This window comes from Dactylosporangium sp. McL0621, assembly GCF_049995355.1.
Taxonomy (GTDB): Bacteria; Actinomycetota; Actinomycetes; order Mycobacteriales; family Micromonosporaceae; genus Dactylosporangium.
This window is the reverse complement of the sequence record NZ_CP188259.1, coordinates 11,580,010-11,595,308: the sequence shown is the minus strand read 5'-3', so window position 1 is coordinate 11,595,308 and position 15,299 is coordinate 11,580,010. Positions and strand designations below refer to the sequence as shown.

The window sequence follows — 15,299 nt, the reverse complement described above, 5'->3', positions numbered from 1 at the left end:
GGCCCCGGGGGACCGGACGTTGCCCAGCGTCCGGTCCCCCGGGGCTCCGGCTCTGCCGTTCAGCCGCGGTTGACGATCGCCGCGCGGATGCTCTGCATCGAGCGGGAGGCCTCGTCGACCGTCTTGCCGGCGAAGACCGCGATCGCGATCACCCCGTGGTCGGCCCAGCCGCAGACGGTGGCCGCGCGCCCGTCGAGGCGCGACGCGGCGCAGCGCTGCTCGCCGCCGAGCACGCCCGGGTCGACCTCGCGCACGTTCTGCACCTGGATCTTCGTGCCGAGCTTCTGCAGGCTGGCCTCGAGGTCGCGGGACGGGTCGGTGACCAGGCGGGTCGCCCCGAACACCAGGATCTTCGCCCTGCCGTCGTTCGTGTCCTGGTACGCCACCGTGAACCCGGCCTCGTCGAGGTGGTCCGAGGTCAGCGCGGTCTGCAGCTGCTCGGCCGTCTTCTTCGAGCCGGCGTCGGTGAGCCGGGTCAGCCCGGCCACGCCCGCGTCGACGTTCACCGAGGCCGGGTACTGCACCCACCACGGCCGGGCCCACGCGTAGGAGCCGCCGCAGCAGCCCGCGCACAGGACGAGCAGGAACAGCATCACCCACGGCCACTTGCGGCGGCGCCGGCGGAACTGCGGCGGCGGCGGGAACGGGCCCGGGCGGTACCCCGGGGGCATCGGGCCGTAGCCGGGGGGTACCACCGGGACGTACTGGATCCGGGGTGGTGGTGGTTGTTGCCTCTGCGGGGGTGCCGCGGGCAGGTCCAGGGTCCGGGGCTGCGAGGGGAGGTCGAGCGTGTCCTCCCACTGGCGCCGGCGGCGGGACCCGCCCGGCGGCACGGCGGCCGAGCCGACCCACGTGGGTGAGGCCGGCTGCCGCTGGGTCGGCGACTCGTCCGGCGGTTGTGTCACAACTTGAAGGCTAACGACCCCGCGCACACCGCGCAGAGTTCGCTCCGCGGGGATAACGTCGCAGGGGTGCTGGGTCTACCGGATCACGTCACCGCGTGCCTGTTCGATCTCGATGGTGTGCTGACCCCGACGGCGGTCATCCACAACAAAGCCTGGACCGCGATGTTCAACGAATTCCTCAAGGCCAGGGGTCAGCGGGAGTTCGACCCGGTCCACGACTACAACGACTACGTCGACGGCAAGCCCCGCGAGGCGGGCGTCCGCGACTTCCTCACCTCCCGCGGCATCTCGCTGCCGGAGGGCTCGCCCGACGACCCGCCCGGGGCCGAGACGATCTACGGGCTGGGCAACCGCAAGAACATCCAGGTGCTGAAGCTGCTCGAGGCCGGGGGGCTGGAGCCGTACCCCGCCTCGGTCACCTACCTGCAGAAGGCGCGCGCGGCCGGGCTGCGCTGCGCCGTGGTGAGCTCCAGCGCCAACACGCTGCAGGTGATCACCTCGACCGGGCTGGCCGACCTGCTGGAGGCCCGGGTCGACGGGGTCACGATCCGCGAGCGCGGCCTGAAGGGCAAGCCGGCGCCCGACACCTTCCTGGAAGCGGCGCGCGAGCTCGGCGTCGAGCCGGCGCACGCGGCCGTCTTCGAGGACGCGCTCGCCGGGGTGGCCGCGGGCCGGGCCGGCGGCTTTTTCGTCGTGGGCGTCGACCGGGTCGGCGGCGAGCACGCCGCGGACCTGCGGCGCGACGGCGCCGACATCGTCGTGGCAGACCTGGGGGAGTTGCTGTGAGCGTGTTTCCCGTCGAGCCCTGGGCGCTGCGCGAGACCAGCCTGGACGTCGACGTCCTGGCCCGGACCGAGTCGCTGTTCTCGCTGGCCAACGGCCACATCGGGCTGCGCGGCAACCTCGACGAGGGCGAGCCGTTCGGGCTGCCCGGCACCTACCTGAACTCCTTCTACGAGGAGCGCCCGCTGCCCTACGCCGAGGCCGGGTACGGCTTCCCGGAGGAGGGCCAGACCATCCTCAACGTCACCAACGGCAAGGTCTTCCGGCTGCTGGTCGACGACGAGCCGTTCGACGTGCGGTACGGGCAGCTGCACGCCCACGAGCGGGTGCTCGACCTACGCGCCGGCACCCTGCAGCGCGACGTCGAGTGGTCCTCGCCGGCCGGGCAGCGGATCAAGATCCGCACCGTCCGGCTGGTCTCGCTGGAGCAGCGCTCGGTCGCCGCGTTCCTCTACGAGGTGGAGCCGGTCGACCAGCCGGCCCGGGTGATCGTGCAGTCCGAGCTGGTGGCCAACGAGGATGTGCCGGCGCCGAGCAAGGACCCGCGGGTCGCCGCCGCGCTCGGGCACGCGCTGGTCGCCGAGGGGCACTACGCCCACGACCTGAACGCCCAGCTGCTGCACCGCACCAACGCCAGCTGCCTGCGCCTCGGGGCCGAGATGGACCACGAGGTCAACGCGCCCGTGCCGGTGCGCTCACAGACCGAGTCCACCGAGGACTGGGCCCGCACCACGTTCGCCTGCGAGCTGCAGCCCGGCCAGCGGCTGCGGATCGTGAAGTACCTCGCCTACGGCTGGTCCAGCCAGCGCTCCCGGCAGGCGATCCGCGACCAGGTGCACGGCGCCGTGGCCGGGGCCCGGCTCGGCGGCTGGGACGGGCTGGCCAAGGCCCAGCGGACCTACCTCGACGGGTTCTGGGCCCAGGCCGACGTGGAGGTCGACGGCGACGCCGAGATCCAGCAGGCCGTCCGCTTCGCGCTGTTCCACCTCATGCAGGCCGGGGCGCGCGCCGAGGCCCGCCCGATCGCCGCGAAAGGGCTCACCGGCCGCGGCTACGACGGGCACGTGTTCTGGGACACCGAGAGCTTCGTGCTGCCGGTGCTGACGTACACCCATCCCCAGGTCGCCCGCGACGGGCTGCGCTGGCGCCACGACACGCTCGACCTGGCCCGTGACCGGGCCCGTCAGCTGGGTCTCAAGGGCGCCACGTTCCCCTGGCGCACCATCCGCGGCCAGGAGTGCTCGGCCTACTGGCCGGCCGGGACCGCGGGCTTCCACGTCAACGCCGACATCGCCGCGGCCGTGGCCCGCTACGTGCAGGCCACCGGCGACCGGCACTTCGAGGCCGAGTGCGGGCTGGAGCTGCTGGTCGAGACCGCCCGGCTGTGGCGCTCGCTGGGGCACCACGACCGCCACGGCGTGTTCCACATCGACGGGGTGACCGGGCCGGACGAGTACTCCGCGATCGCGGACGACAACATCTACACGAACCTGATGGCGCAGCACAATCTGCGCTCGGCCGCCGACGCCGCCGAGCGGCACCCGGAGAAGGCCCGCGAGTTCGGGGTCGACGACGAGGAGATCTCCTCGTGGCGCGACGCGGCGGCGCGGGTGCACCTGCCCTACGACCGGGAGCTCGGCGTACACCAGCAGTCGGTGAACTTCACACTGCACCAGGAATGGGACTTCGCGGACACCCCGCCCGACCACTACCCGCTGCTGCTGCACTACCCGTACTTCGACCTGTACCGCCGCCAGGTGGTCAAGCAGGCCGACATCGTGCTGGCGATGCACTGGCGCGGCGACGCGTTCACGGCCGAGGAGAAGGCCCGCAACTTCCACTACTACGACGAGCGCACGGTCCGGGACTCCTCGCTGTCGGCGTGCACCCAGGCGGTCATGGCGGCCGAGGTCGGGCACACCGAGCTCGCGTACGACTACCTGGGCGAGGCCGCCTTCGTCGACCTGTACGACCTGCAGCACAACGCGGGCGACGGGCTGCACATGGCCTCGCTGGCCGGCACCTGGCTGGCGATCGTGGCCGGCTTCGGCGGGATGCGCGACTACGGCGGCGAGCTGTCGTTCATGCCCCGGCTGCCCTCCCGAATCGACAACCTGAAGTTCGCGGTGACGATCCACGGCGACGTGCTGCGGGTGGCGGTCGACCACAAGCACGCCACCTACTCGGTCGATCAGGGGGAGGTCGCGCTGCGTCACCACGGCGACGCGGTGACGGTGAAGGCCGGCGAGCCCGTCACGCTGGGCATTCCCGCCCCGCACCCGGCCACGCCGGCCCCGCGGCAGCCCCGCGGCCGGGCCCCGCACCGGCGGCAGCGGGGAGAACAGGTTCCCGGGTAGGTACTCTGGTATTCCGTGAGTGTGACGAGCGTCTTCCCGAGACTCGAGCGACTGCTGCCCCGGATCAGCAAGCCGATCCAATACGTCGGCGGTGAGCTCGGCGCGGTCGTGAAGGACTGGGACGCCGTCGCCGTGCGCTGGGTGCTGTCCTACCCCGACGCCTACGAGGTCGGCCTGCCCAACCAGGGCGTGCAGATCCTCTACGAGGTGCTCAACGAGCAGCCCGACGTGCTCGCCGAGCGCACCTACGCGGTGTGGCCCGATCTCGAGAAGCTCATGCGTGAGGAGGGCGTGCCGCAGTTCACCGTGGACGCGCACCGGCCCGTGACCGCGTTCGACCTGTTCGGCGTCTCGTTCTCCACCGAGCTGGGCTACACCAACCTGCTCACCATGCTCGACCTGGCCGGCATCCCGTTCGACGCGCGCGAGCGGGATGCCCGGCACCCGATCGTGGTCGCCGGCGGCCACGCGGCGTTCAACCCGGAGCCGATCGCCGACTTCATCGACGCCGCCGTGCTCGGCGACGGCGAGGAGGCGGTGCTCGAGATCACCGCGATCGTGCGCGCGTGGAAGGCCGAGGGCGAGCCCGGCGGCCGCGACGAGCTGCTGCTGCGGCTGGCCCGCACCGAGTCGGTGTACGTGCCGCGCTTCTACGACGTGGACTACCTGCCCGACGGGCGCATCCAGCGGGTCGTGCCCAACCGCGCCGACGTGCCCTTCCGGGTGCACAAGCGCACCACCATGGACCTCGACGCCTGGCCGTACCCGAAGAAGCCCCTGGTCCCGCTGGCCGAGACGGTGCACGAGCGCTACGCGGTGGAGATCTTCCGCGGCTGCACGCGCGGGTGCCGCTTCTGCCAGGCCGGCATGATCACGCGGCCGGTGCGCGAGCGCAGCATCACCACCGTGGGGCAGATGGTCAAGGAGGGGCTGGAGTTCTCCGGCTTCCACGAGGTCGGCCTGCTCTCGCTCTCCTCGGCCGACCACTCCGAGATCGGCGACATGTGCTCGGGGCTCGCGCAGCAGTACGAGGGCACCAACGTGTCGCTGTCGCTGCCCTCCACGCGTGTGGACGCGTTCAACGTGACGCTCGCCCAGGAGCTCTCCCGCAACGGGCGGCGCACCGGGCTCACCTTCGCCCCCGAGGGTGGCTCGGAGCGGATCCGCCAGGTGATCAACAAGATGGTCACCGAGGAGGACCTGATCCGGACCGTCGTCACCGCGTACACCAACGGGTGGCGGCAGGTGAAGCTGTACTTCATGTGCGGTCTGCCCACCGAGACCGACGACGACGTGCTGCAGATCGCCAAGCTCGCGCACGAGGTCATCCGGGCCGGGCGCGCGGCGACCGGCTCGCGGGACATCCGCTGCACGGTGTCGATCGGCGGGTTCGTGCCCAAGGCGCACACGCCGTTCCAGTGGGCGTCGATGGCGGAGCCGGAGGTCATCGACCGGCGGCTGAAGGCGCTCAAGGAGGCCATCAACTCGGACCGCTCGCTCGGCCGGGCGATCGGCTACCGGTACCACGACGGCGAGCCGTCGCAGGTCGAGGGGCTGCTCAGCCGGGGCGACCGGCGCGTCGGGGCGGTCATCCGGCGGGTCTGGGAGTCCGGCGGGCGCTTCGACGGCTGGTCGGAGCACTTCTCCTACCAGCGCTGGGTCGACGCGGCGGCCGAGGTCCTGCCCGGGTACGGCGTGGACCTGGGCTGGTACACCACCCGCGAGCGCGAGCAGCACGAGGTCCTGCCCTGGGACCACCTCGACTCCGGCCTGGACAAGGACTGGCTCTGGCAGGACTGGCAGGACGCCATGACCGGCTACGAGCAGGACGACTGCCGCTGGACCCCGTGCTTCGACTGCGGCGTGTGCCCCAGCCAGGACACCGAGATCCAGATCGGCCCGACGGGTCGCAAGCTGCTGCCGCTCACGCCGGTCGGCGGGCTGCGGGTGCCCGGTTCGGGGGTCGGGCATGGCTAAGCGTCAGCCGGAGTCCAACCAGGACCCCGTCGTGCAGCGCATCCGGCTCCGGTACGCCAAGCGGGGCCCGCTGCGCTTCACCTCGCACCGCGACTTCGCCCGCGCCTTCGAGCGGGCGCTGCTGCGGGCCAACGTGCCCATCGCGTACTCCCAGGGCTTCACCCCGCACCCGAAGGTCTCCTACGCCTCCGCGGCGCCCACCGGGGTGGCCAGCGAGGCGGAGTACCTCGAGATCGGCCTGCGGGCCGTGGTCGACCCGGAGGAGCTGCGCCGGGCCCTCGACGCGGCCCTCTCGCCCGGCCTCGACGTGCTGGCGGCGGTCGAGTCGCAACTCAACGGCGGGGGCAGCCTCGCCGACCGCATCGACGCGTCGAGCTGGCGCATCGAGCTGCCGGGGATCTCGGGCCACGACGTCGCGCCGGCCGTGCGCGCCTTCCTCGACGCGCCCGAGGTGCTGGTGGATCGCCTCACCAAGCAGGGCCGCCGGACCTTCGACACGCGCTCCGCGGTGGTCCGGCTCGACGCTTCTGATCTTGAAATTCTGTCCGATTCCACCAACGGTGACCTACCTTCCGAGGTCACCGACATACCGTGTGCGATACTCGACCTTGTCGTGCGGCAGGTGACCCCGACCGTGCGACCCGACGATGTGCTGTCCGGTCTGCGCGTTGTGGCCGACCTGGAGCCGCCGGTTCCGCCCCGTGCGACCCGACTGGCTCAGGGAGTGCTGACCGAGCAGGGTGAGCTCGTCGATCCGCTCGCCCTCTCGGGCGACGTGGATCGGCCGGCGGCCTTCGTTGGGACTTCGTCGCAGTAGACGACGGGTGAACCGCCAGGTGGCGGGCCGCCGGTCGCCGTGCGCGAGGTTGGCAGACTTTCGGCGGATCGTCCGTGTGAGCGGATACCTCCGCCGGCACAACATATATTCGGCGCCCCCGTGTGGCTGCGTGCTACGCGCCCGGGTGTGCCAGAACTGGAGAACGTCCGCATGTTCGACAACGAGTCGGCGAGCGGCGAGACCACCGGCGATGAGCCGGTGGCTGCTGCCGCAGCCAGCGAAGACGAGACCACCGCCCCGGTCCGGCGCACGCGTCGCCGGACCACCAAGGCGGCCGCCGAACCGGCGGCCGACACCCCGGCCGTGGAGCCGGAACCCTCCGCCGAGCCCTCCGCTGCGGCCGAGGAGGAGCCCGCGCCCCGGACCACGCGCCGGCGGCGCAAGGTCGCCCCGGCCGCCGAGGCCGACGAAACGGGCGAATCCGGCGAGTCCGGACAGCAGGCGCTGCCGCTGGACGAACCGCCCGCGCCGGTGAAGGCGACGCGGGCCCGGCGCACCCGGGCCAAGGTCGTCGAGCCGGAACCCGAGCCCGAGCCCGAGCCCGAGCCGCTGCCCGTCGTCGAGGCGATCTCGGCCGAGGACGACAACGAGCCGCTCGGCGACGAGTTCGCGGCCGAGGAGGCCGAGCAGGACGCCGACACGCCCGAGGAGCTCGAGCCCCTGCTCGTGGAGGAGCCGCCGGCCCGCCGCGGGCGCCGCGCCGCCCCGCCGGTCCAGCTGCTGTTCATGCCGCCCAGTGAGCAGGCCGTGCCGGCCCATGGCTTCGCCGAGGAGGCCGCCGACGAGGAGCCGGTCACCCGGGGCCGCCGGCGCACGCCGGCCCGCGCCGCCGCCGTCGAGGAGCCGGTGGACGACGTCGCCGACGAGGAGCCCGTCACGCGGGGCCGCCGGCGCACGCCCGCGCGGGCCGCCGCCGTGGCCGAGGACGTGGTCGAGGACATCGCCGACGAGGAGCCGGTCGGCCGGGGGCGCCGGCGCCGCCGGGGCCGGGCCGCCGACGAGGCGCCGGTCGAGGCGGTCGAGGCGCCGATCGAGACCGACGAGGTCGAGGGCGACGAGGACGAGGACGAGGACGAAGAGGGCTTCGAGGGCAGCGGCCGGCGCCGGCGCCGGCGGGGCCGCCGCGGGCGCGGCCGGGGCCGCGGCAACGGCGGCGACGAGTTCGACGAGGGCGAAGAGGGCGCCGAGGCGGAAGCCGAGGAGGGCGCCGGCGAGGAAGAGGCGGAGGTGTCCGCCGACGACGAGGGCGACGACGACGGCGAGGGCCTGACCCGGCGCCGGCGCCGCCGCCGGCGCAAGGGCGCCGCCGACACCGAGGCCGCCGACGATCCGCACGTGGTCGTCAAGATCCGCGAGCCGCGCACCGCCGTCCGCGACGAGGTGCAGGGCGTCTCCGGCTCGACCCGGCTGGAGGCCAAGCGCCAGCGCCGCCGGGACGGCCGCGAGCAGCGCCGCACCCGCCCGCCGATCCTCAGCGAGTCGGAGTTCCTGGCCCGCCGCGAGGCCGTCGACCGCACCATGGTCATCCGGCAGAAGAACGACCGCACGCAGATCGCGGTGCTCGAGGACAAGGTGCTCGTCGAGCACTACGTCACGCGGGCCTCGTCGAGCTCGATGGTCGGCAACGTGTACCTCGGCCGCGTGCAGAACGTGCTGCCCAGCATGGAGGCGGCGTTCGTCGACATCGGCCGGGGCCGCAACGCGGTGCTCTACGCCGGCGAGGTCAACTGGGACGCCACCGGCCTCGAGGGCCGCACCCGCACCATCGAGCAGGCGCTGAAGTCCGGCGACTCGGTGCTCGTGCAGGTCACCAAGGACCCCATCGGCACCAAGGGCGCCCGCCTCACCAGCCACATCGCGCTGTCCGGCCGGCACCTGGTCTACGTGCCGCACGGCAACGCCTCCGGCATCAGCCGCAAGCTCTCCGACGTGGAGCGCAAGCGGCTGCGCGACGTGCTCAAGAACCTCGTGCCCGACGGCGCCGGCGTGATCGTGCGCACCGCGGCCGAGGGCGCCTCCGAGGACGACCTCGAGCGCGACGTGAAGCGGCTGCAGGCGCAGTGGGAGGCCATCCAGGAGAAGTCCACCGGCAGCAGCGCGCCGGCCCTGCTGTACGAGGAGCCCGAGCTCGTCGTGCGGGTCGTGCGCGACCTGTTCAACGAGGACTTCCGCGAGCTCGTCATCCAGGGCACCGACGCCTACGAGTCGGTCGCGCCCTACCTGTCGCACGTCTCGCCCGACCTCGTCGACCGGGTGCGCCGCTACACCGGCACCAACGACGTCTTCGCCGACCTGCGCATCGACGAGCAGCTGATCAAGGCGCTGGACCGGCGGGTGTTCCTGCCCTCCGGCGGCAGCCTGGTCATCGACCGCACCGAGGCGATGACCGTCATCGACGTCAACACCGGCAAGTACACCGGCGCCGGGGGCAACCTCGAGGAGACGGTCACCCGCAACAACCTGGAGGCGGCCGAGGAGATCGTGCACCAGCTGCGGCTGCGCGACCTCGGCGGCATCATCGTCATCGACTTCATCGACATGGTCCTGGAGTCCAACCGCGAGCTGGTGCTGCGCCGGCTGACCGAGTGCCTGGGCCGGGACCGGACCAAGCACCAGGTCACCGAGATCACCTCGCTCGGCCTGGTGCAGATGACCCGCAAGCGGGTCGGGCAGGGCCTGCTGGAGGCCTTCAGCGAGACCTGTGAGGTCTGCAAGGGCCGGGGCCTGATCATCCACACCGAGCCGATCCCGGAGAAGCGCAGCGGCGGCCAGGGCGGCGGCGGTGGTGGTGGCAACGGCCACGGCCACGCGGTGTCCAAGGTCGCCTCGGCCGCCGCCTCGCCCGGCGTGACCACCGGGGTCGAGGAGGCCGACGCGCCCGCGCCGCGCAGCCGCCGCCGGGGCCGCCGCGGGTCCACCGCCGTCGCCGAGGAGGCGCCGGCGGAGGAGGAGACCGCGCAGGCCGTGGTGGACGCGCCGGAGGATGCGGAGTACACGCCGATCGCCTCCGACGACGATCCCGACAACGTGGACGAGGACGAGGACGAGGCGTCGGGCAACGGCGCCCGCCGTCGCACTCGCCGGGGTGGCGTCCGGCGCCGGACCCGCCCCTGATTTGGGGAGTACGCCCTGAGTGGCGTACTCTCTCCAAAGCGCACTTTCGTGCGCGGGGTCTTTTGCGTGCCTGTTGCGGCACACACCCGACCAGCCCGCCAGAGCTCTACGACAGGAGTCCGCGTCCCATGTACGCGATCGTCAAGACCGGCGGCAAGCAGTACAAGGTCGCCGAGGGCGATGTGATCGAGGTCGAGAAGCTCGCGGGCGAGCCGGGCGATGCGCTGACGCTCTCCGCTGTCCTGCTTGTCGATGGGGAAGATCTCATCACCGATGCGGCCAAGCTTGCCAGCGCGGCGGTTACCGCCGAGGTCGTTGCGCACACCAAGGGTCCGAAGATCCGGATCCACAAGTTCAAGAACAAGACCGGCTACCACAAGCGCCAGGGTCACCGTCAGCCGCTGACCCAGGTGAAGGTCACCGGCATCTCCACCGGGAAGTAGGGCAAGCGCGATGGCACACAAAAAGGGTGCGTCCAGCTCGCGGAACGGGCGCGACTCCGCCGCCCAGCGGCTCGGCGTGAAGCGGTTCGGTGGCCAGCTGGTCAACGCGGGTGAGATCATCATCCGCCAGCGCGGCACCAAGTTCCACCCGGGCGACCTCGTCGGCCGCGGTGGCGACGACACGCTGTTCGCGCTCGCCCCGGGTCACGTGACCTTCGGCACCAAGCGCGGCCGCAAGACGGTCAGCATCACTCCGGCTGCGGTCTGATTTCGTCGTTTGTCGGGCCCGGTCCGATTCGTCCGCGCGAAGCGGCACTGAATCGGACTGGGTGACCCCACGGCGGGCAGGGGCATATTTGTCCCTTGCCCGCCGTTGTTGCTTCTTCGTGAAAGGTGTTCCGCGGTGACCTCGTTCGTTGACCGGGCCGTGCTGCACGTGAAGGCCGGCGACGGCGGTCACGGCTGCGTGTCCATCCACCGGGAGAAGTTCAAGCCGTTCGGCGGCCCCGACGGCGGTGACGGCGGCCACGGCGGCAGCGTCACGCTGATCGTCGACCCCGGCGTGCACACCCTGCTCGACTTCCACTTCCACCCGCACCAGAAGGCCCGCAACGGCAACGGCGGGGCCGGCAACGACCGCGACGGGGCCAACGGCGAGACGCTCGAGCTGCGGGTGCCCGACGGCACCGTCGTGCAGAGCCTCGACGGCGAGGTGATCGCCGACCTCGTGGGCGTCGGCACCAAGTTCGAGCTGGCCCGGGGCGGCCGGGGCGGGCGCGGCAACGCCTCGCTGGCCAGCACCCGGCGCAAGGCCCCCGGCTTCGCCGAGCTCGGCGAGCCCGGCGAGCAGCTCGACGTCGTGCTCGAGCTCAAGAGCGTCGCCGACGTCGGGCTCGTCGGGTTCCCCTCGGCCGGCAAGTCGTCGCTCATCGCGGCGATGTCCGCGGCCCGGCCCAAGATCGCCGACTACCCGTTCACGACGCTCGTGCCCAACCTCGGCGTCGTGCAGGCCGGCGAGCAGACCTACACCGTCGCCGACGTCCCCGGGCTCATCCCCGGCGCGGCCACCGGCAAGGGGCTGGGCCTGGAGTTCCTGCGGCACATCGAGCGCACCGCGGTCCTCGTGCACGTGGTCGACACCGCGGCGCTGGAGACCGAGCGCGACCCGGTGTCGGACATCGACGCGATCGAGGCCGAGCTGACCGCGTACGGCGGCCTGGAGGACCGGCCCCGGCTCGTCGTGCTCAACAAGATCGACGTGCCCGACGGGCGGGACCTCGCCGACATCGTGCGGCCCGAGCTGGAGGAGCGCGGGTTCGCCGTGCACGCGATCAGCGCCGTCACCCACGAGGGGCTGCGGGAGCTGACGTTCGCCGTGGCCGAGCTGGTCAAGCAGCACCGGCTGGCCGCGCCGCCCCCGGAGCGCACGCGGATCGTGCTGCGCCCGGTCGCCGTCGACGACACCGGGTTCACCATCGACCGCGACGCCGAGGGCGTGTACGTGGTCCAGGGCGGCGCGCCCGAGCGCTGGGTGCGCCAGACCAACTTCGACAACGACGAGGCCGTCGGATACCTCGCCGACCGCCTCGCCCGGCTCGGGGTCGAGGCCGCGCTCAAAAAGGCGGGCGCGGTGCCGGGAGACCCGGTTCGAATTGGCGTCCGTGAATTCGATTGGCAGCCGAACCTGTTCGGCGAGGAGGAGTTCGTGCCCGGCAACCGGGGCACCGACTACCGGGTCGAGGACCCGAACAAGCGAATCGGGGCGGCCGAGCGCAAGGCGTTGCGGGCCGCGCGGCGCAAGCGGTACGAGGATTCGCCGGGGGCGACCGTCGTCGAGGATGACGACGACGATTTTTGACGTCGCCCGCAACGCGAATTGCCCGTTGAGTGAAACATCGGGGAAATCGGGGTTGCGTACCGTCGGTACATGTTGATCGAGCAACGTCCATCCGACGACTCGGAGGTGAGCGCGCTCGTCGTCGACCACCAGGTCGAGCTGCAGGCGCGCGACGGTGGCCCCGAGGGTCAGGCGATCATGGTCGATCCGGCCGCCCGCTACCTGGTGGTGGTCACCGGCGGCAGCGCGGTGGCCTGCGGTGCGCTGCTCCCGGTCGACGTCGACGCGGCCGAGGTGACCGGGCTGTACGTCCGGCCGGCGTACCGGGGCCGCGGCCTCGGGCGCCGGATGCTCGCCGCGCTCGAGGACCTCGCCGCCGCGCGGGGGCACCGGGTGGTGCGGTTCCGGGAAACATCTGGACGGTGGCAGGAGTCGAGCCGATTGTACGAATCGGCCGGTTACCGACCGATTCCGTCGTATGGGCCGTCCGTACACACCCAGCTCAGCCTGTGTTACGAAAAACTCGTGATTGACCCCGAGGCCATCGCGTAGGGGCTCGGCTGGGGCTAGTGTCGCTTCGGTGGGCATCCTCGAGCGGCTGACCCGACCGGCCCGATCACCACGGGAGCGCTTCGCCGGCCAGGTGCTGGCCGAGCTGCGCAGACTCGGGTTCACCGACGCAGAATTCCGCCCGACCCAGTTCGCCATCGTCTGCGAATGCGGCCAGGACGCGTACAGCACACTTTTCCTGTCGAAGGCCTTCTCGCAGTACCAGCGCAGTCACGGGGACCGGAAACAGTTCGTGCGGGAGTTCGTGGCGCACAGCCTCGCCCCGCCCGTGCAGCCGGCGAGCTTCGCCGACGCCCTGCCCGAGCTGCGGCTCGCCCTGCGCCACGCCGCCCGCGGCACCCGCACGCTGCGCCGCCCCGCCCTGCCGCACCTCGACGAGGTCGTGCTGGCCGGGGACGTGCCGCTGGACATCGAGAGCCCGGCGCGCTGGGGGGTGAGCGCGGAGGAGATCTTCGCCGCGGCCCACCACCGCACCCTCGCGCGCGCGGACCTGCCCGCGTCGGCGGGGTTCTTCGGGCCGTCGGTACTGCACGTGCCCGACTACGGCGGCGAGCAGCTGGTCTCGTGGGTGCTGCTGGAGGGCTGGCTGGCCGAGCTCGACGAGCAGGTCGGGGGCCGGGCCGTGGCGTTCCTGCCGAGCACGCTGATGCTGCTCGTGTGCGCCGACGAGCCGCGCCTGGTCGAGCAGCTGTACGAGCTCGCCGCCGACGAGTACGTGCGCACGCCGCGGCCGCTCTCGCCGATGGCGTACACGACCGACGACGACGGGCGCGTGGTGCCGTTCCTGCCCGATCGCGGGCACCCGGCGTACCCGGCCGCTGCCCGGTCGGCCCGGCGGCTCGCCGTGGACGTCGCCGAGCACCAGCGGCGCACCCTGGGCGATCCGCGGCTGGCCGAGGCCACCCTCGCCGCCCGGCCGGACGGGTCGGCGTTCACGTCCGCCCAGTGGGCGGTCGGGACGCCGGCGCTGCTGCCCGCCGTGGATCTGGTGGGCGTGTCCGTGCCGGGCGAGAAGGTGTTCCACGTGCCGTGGGCGCTGCTGGTCGAGGCCGACCTGGTGCTCGAGGAGATCGACTACCGGCCCTCGCGCTTCAGCGTGGTGCCGGCGCCGTCTCCGGCGTCGCTCGGGTACCTGCGGGAGCGCGCCGTCCGCTGGTGAGTCCCATGGCCTCGCGGACCCGCCGTACCGTCGCGTCCGCACGCTCGGCGGCCCGCTCGGCCCCCAGGGCCAGCGCCTCCTCGATGTCGTCCTCGGTGAGCGCGTAGTAGCGCCGCTGGAGGGGCTCCAGCAGGGCGATCACGGCGTCGGCGACGCCGCTCTTGAGGGTGCCGTAGTTGGGGTAGTCCCGCGCGATCCGGACCGGATCGCCGCCGGTGGCCACGGCGAGAATCTCCAGCAGGTTGGACACGCCCGGCTTCGTGTCCGGGTCGTAGGCGACCTCGCCGCCCATGTCGGTGACCGCGCGCATGACCTTGCGGCGGAGCACGTCCGGCGGGTCGAGCAGGAACAGCACCCCGTTGGCGGAGGTGTTGGTCTTGCCCATCTTGGCCGTCGGGTCGGCCAGGTCCGCCAGGCGCGCGGCCACGGCCGGGTGCGTGGCCCGCGGCACGGTGAAGACGGGGCCGTGGCGCTCGTTGAAGCGCAGGGCGAGGTCGCGGGTGAGCTCGACGTGCTGGCGCTGGTCGCGGCCGACCGGCACCTCGGCGATGTCGTGCAGGAGGATGTCCGCGGCCATGAGCACCGGATAGGTCAGCAGCGACAGACGGGTACCGCTGCCGCCGCCCTTCTCCTTGAACTGGATCATCCGGTGCGCCTCGCCGTAGCTCGCGACGCACTCGAGCAGATAGTGCAGCTCCGCGTGCGCGGGCAGATCGGACTGGCGGTAGAGGACCGCGCGCGCCGGGTCCACCCCGGCGGCCAGCAGCAGGCCGGCGACCTGCAGCGAGAGCTCGCGCAGGCGCCGCGGATCGTGCGGGACGGTCAGGGCGTGCAGGTCGGCCACGAAGACGGTCGTGGGCCGGTCCTGGCCCTCGACGACCGGGCGGATCGCCCCGACGTAGTTGCCGAGCTGGAGCGGGCCGGTGGGCTTGAAGCCGGAGATGCGGCGATCGGACATGGGACTCGTTCCTCCTGGGCTGGGGAGCCGCCGGGTCCCGGGCGGTGTCGATGCACCAAAGAGGCCGCCCGGATTCCGGGCGGCCCTGGTGGTCTGTTCGGGGTTGTCGCGATGCGCGAGTCCTGGCCGCCCCTAGGGGGCGCGCCAGCTGTTCGTGCGGACGGTGCGCTGCGACATGCCGACGAGCATAGCAGGCCTTTGGGTGGCCGTTAACACGCGGCGGGGGCGGGTGTCAAGGGGGCGCTGCTGGCCCCTCCCAAGCGGCGTTTTCTGGTGTTCGCTGAGGGGTGGCGGGGATGGCGTCAGCGGGGGAGGTACCAATGCGGAGTTTTGAATTTTCTGAGGATCGGGCCTGGCT

General features: G+C 72.4%; 12 protein-coding genes. 10 read left to right on the top strand and 2 right to left on the bottom strand.

Features of this window, described 5'->3' with window-relative positions; translation table 11 throughout:
• Positions 1 to 59 precede the first annotated feature (59 nt).
• Entirely contained in the window at positions 60 to 905 is an 846-nt protein-coding gene (locus tag ACPPVO_RS54980; protein ID WP_426507559.1) for a hypothetical protein, read from the bottom strand.
• Between the two features lie 66 nt (positions 906 to 971).
• On the opposite strand from ACPPVO_RS54980, the gene ACPPVO_RS54975 reads away from it, so the two are divergent.
• The 10 genes from ACPPVO_RS54975 to ACPPVO_RS54930 all read left to right on the top strand — a co-directional run bounded on the left by ACPPVO_RS54975 (position 972) and on the right by ACPPVO_RS54930 (position 13,983).
• Entirely contained in the window at positions 972 to 1,691 is a 720-nt protein-coding gene (locus tag ACPPVO_RS54975) for a beta-phosphoglucomutase family hydrolase (protein WP_426507557.1), read from the top strand.
• A complete protein-coding gene (locus ACPPVO_RS54970) occupies positions 1,688 to 4,045 on the top strand; it encodes a glycoside hydrolase family 65 protein (protein ID WP_426507555.1) in 2,358 nt (785 codons plus the stop codon). The genes ACPPVO_RS54975 and ACPPVO_RS54970 overlap by 4 nt, the downstream gene beginning before the upstream one ends.
• A 15-nt stretch (positions 4,046 to 4,060) precedes the next feature.
• Entirely contained in the window at positions 4,061 to 6,022 is a 1,962-nt protein-coding gene (locus ACPPVO_RS54965) for a TIGR03960 family B12-binding radical SAM protein (protein ID WP_360385044.1), read from the top strand.
• 70 nt (positions 6,023 to 6,092) lie between these two features.
• Positions 6,093 to 6,839, top strand: a complete 747-nt coding sequence (locus ACPPVO_RS54960) for a TIGR03936 family radical SAM-associated protein (RefSeq protein WP_426514877.1) — start codon at positions 6,093 to 6,095, stop codon at positions 6,837 to 6,839.
• A 147-nt stretch (positions 6,840 to 6,986) separates the two neighbouring features.
• Positions 6,987 to 9,974 carry an Rne/Rng family ribonuclease gene (locus tag ACPPVO_RS54955; RefSeq protein ID WP_426507553.1) on the top strand — a complete coding sequence of 996 codons (2,988 nt, stop codon included), beginning with the start codon at positions 6,987 to 6,989 and terminating at the stop codon, positions 9,972 to 9,974.
• Positions 9,975 to 10,102: 128 nt separating this feature from the next.
• Positions 10,103 to 10,417 (top strand): 50S ribosomal protein L21, encoded by a 315-nt coding sequence (gene rplU / locus ACPPVO_RS54950; RefSeq protein WP_345136130.1) that lies wholly within the window; start codon positions 10,103 to 10,105, stop codon positions 10,415 to 10,417.
• A gap of 10 nt (positions 10,418 to 10,427) precedes the next feature.
• The gene (rpmA, locus tag ACPPVO_RS54945; protein WP_360385040.1) at positions 10,428 to 10,685 is read left to right on the top strand and encodes a 50S ribosomal protein L27; all 258 of its coding nucleotides are present in this window, start codon (positions 10,428 to 10,430) and stop codon (positions 10,683 to 10,685) included.
• 135 nt (positions 10,686 to 10,820) lie between these two features.
• Positions 10,821 to 12,275, top strand: coding sequence for a GTPase ObgE (obgE, locus tag ACPPVO_RS54940; RefSeq protein ID WP_426507550.1), 1,455 nt, complete (start codon positions 10,821 to 10,823; stop codon positions 12,273 to 12,275).
• Between the two features lie 69 nt (positions 12,276 to 12,344).
• Complete coding sequence (locus tag ACPPVO_RS54935; protein WP_426507548.1) at positions 12,345 to 12,806, top strand: GNAT family N-acetyltransferase; 462 nt, start codon at positions 12,345 to 12,347, stop codon at positions 12,804 to 12,806.
• A 28-nt stretch (positions 12,807 to 12,834) separates the two neighbouring features.
• Positions 12,835 to 13,983 (top strand): hypothetical protein, encoded by a 1,149-nt coding sequence (locus ACPPVO_RS54930; RefSeq protein ID WP_426507546.1) that lies wholly within the window; start codon positions 12,835 to 12,837, stop codon positions 13,981 to 13,983.
• Here the strand turns inward: ACPPVO_RS54930 and trpS are convergent.
• Complete coding sequence (trpS, locus tag ACPPVO_RS54925; RefSeq protein ID WP_426507544.1) at positions 13,916 to 14,941, bottom strand: tryptophan--tRNA ligase; 1,026 nt, start codon at positions 14,939 to 14,941, stop codon at positions 13,916 to 13,918. The two genes, ACPPVO_RS54930 and trpS, sit on opposite strands and share 68 nt — an antisense overlap.
• Between the last annotated feature and the right edge of the window lie 358 nt (positions 14,942 to 15,299).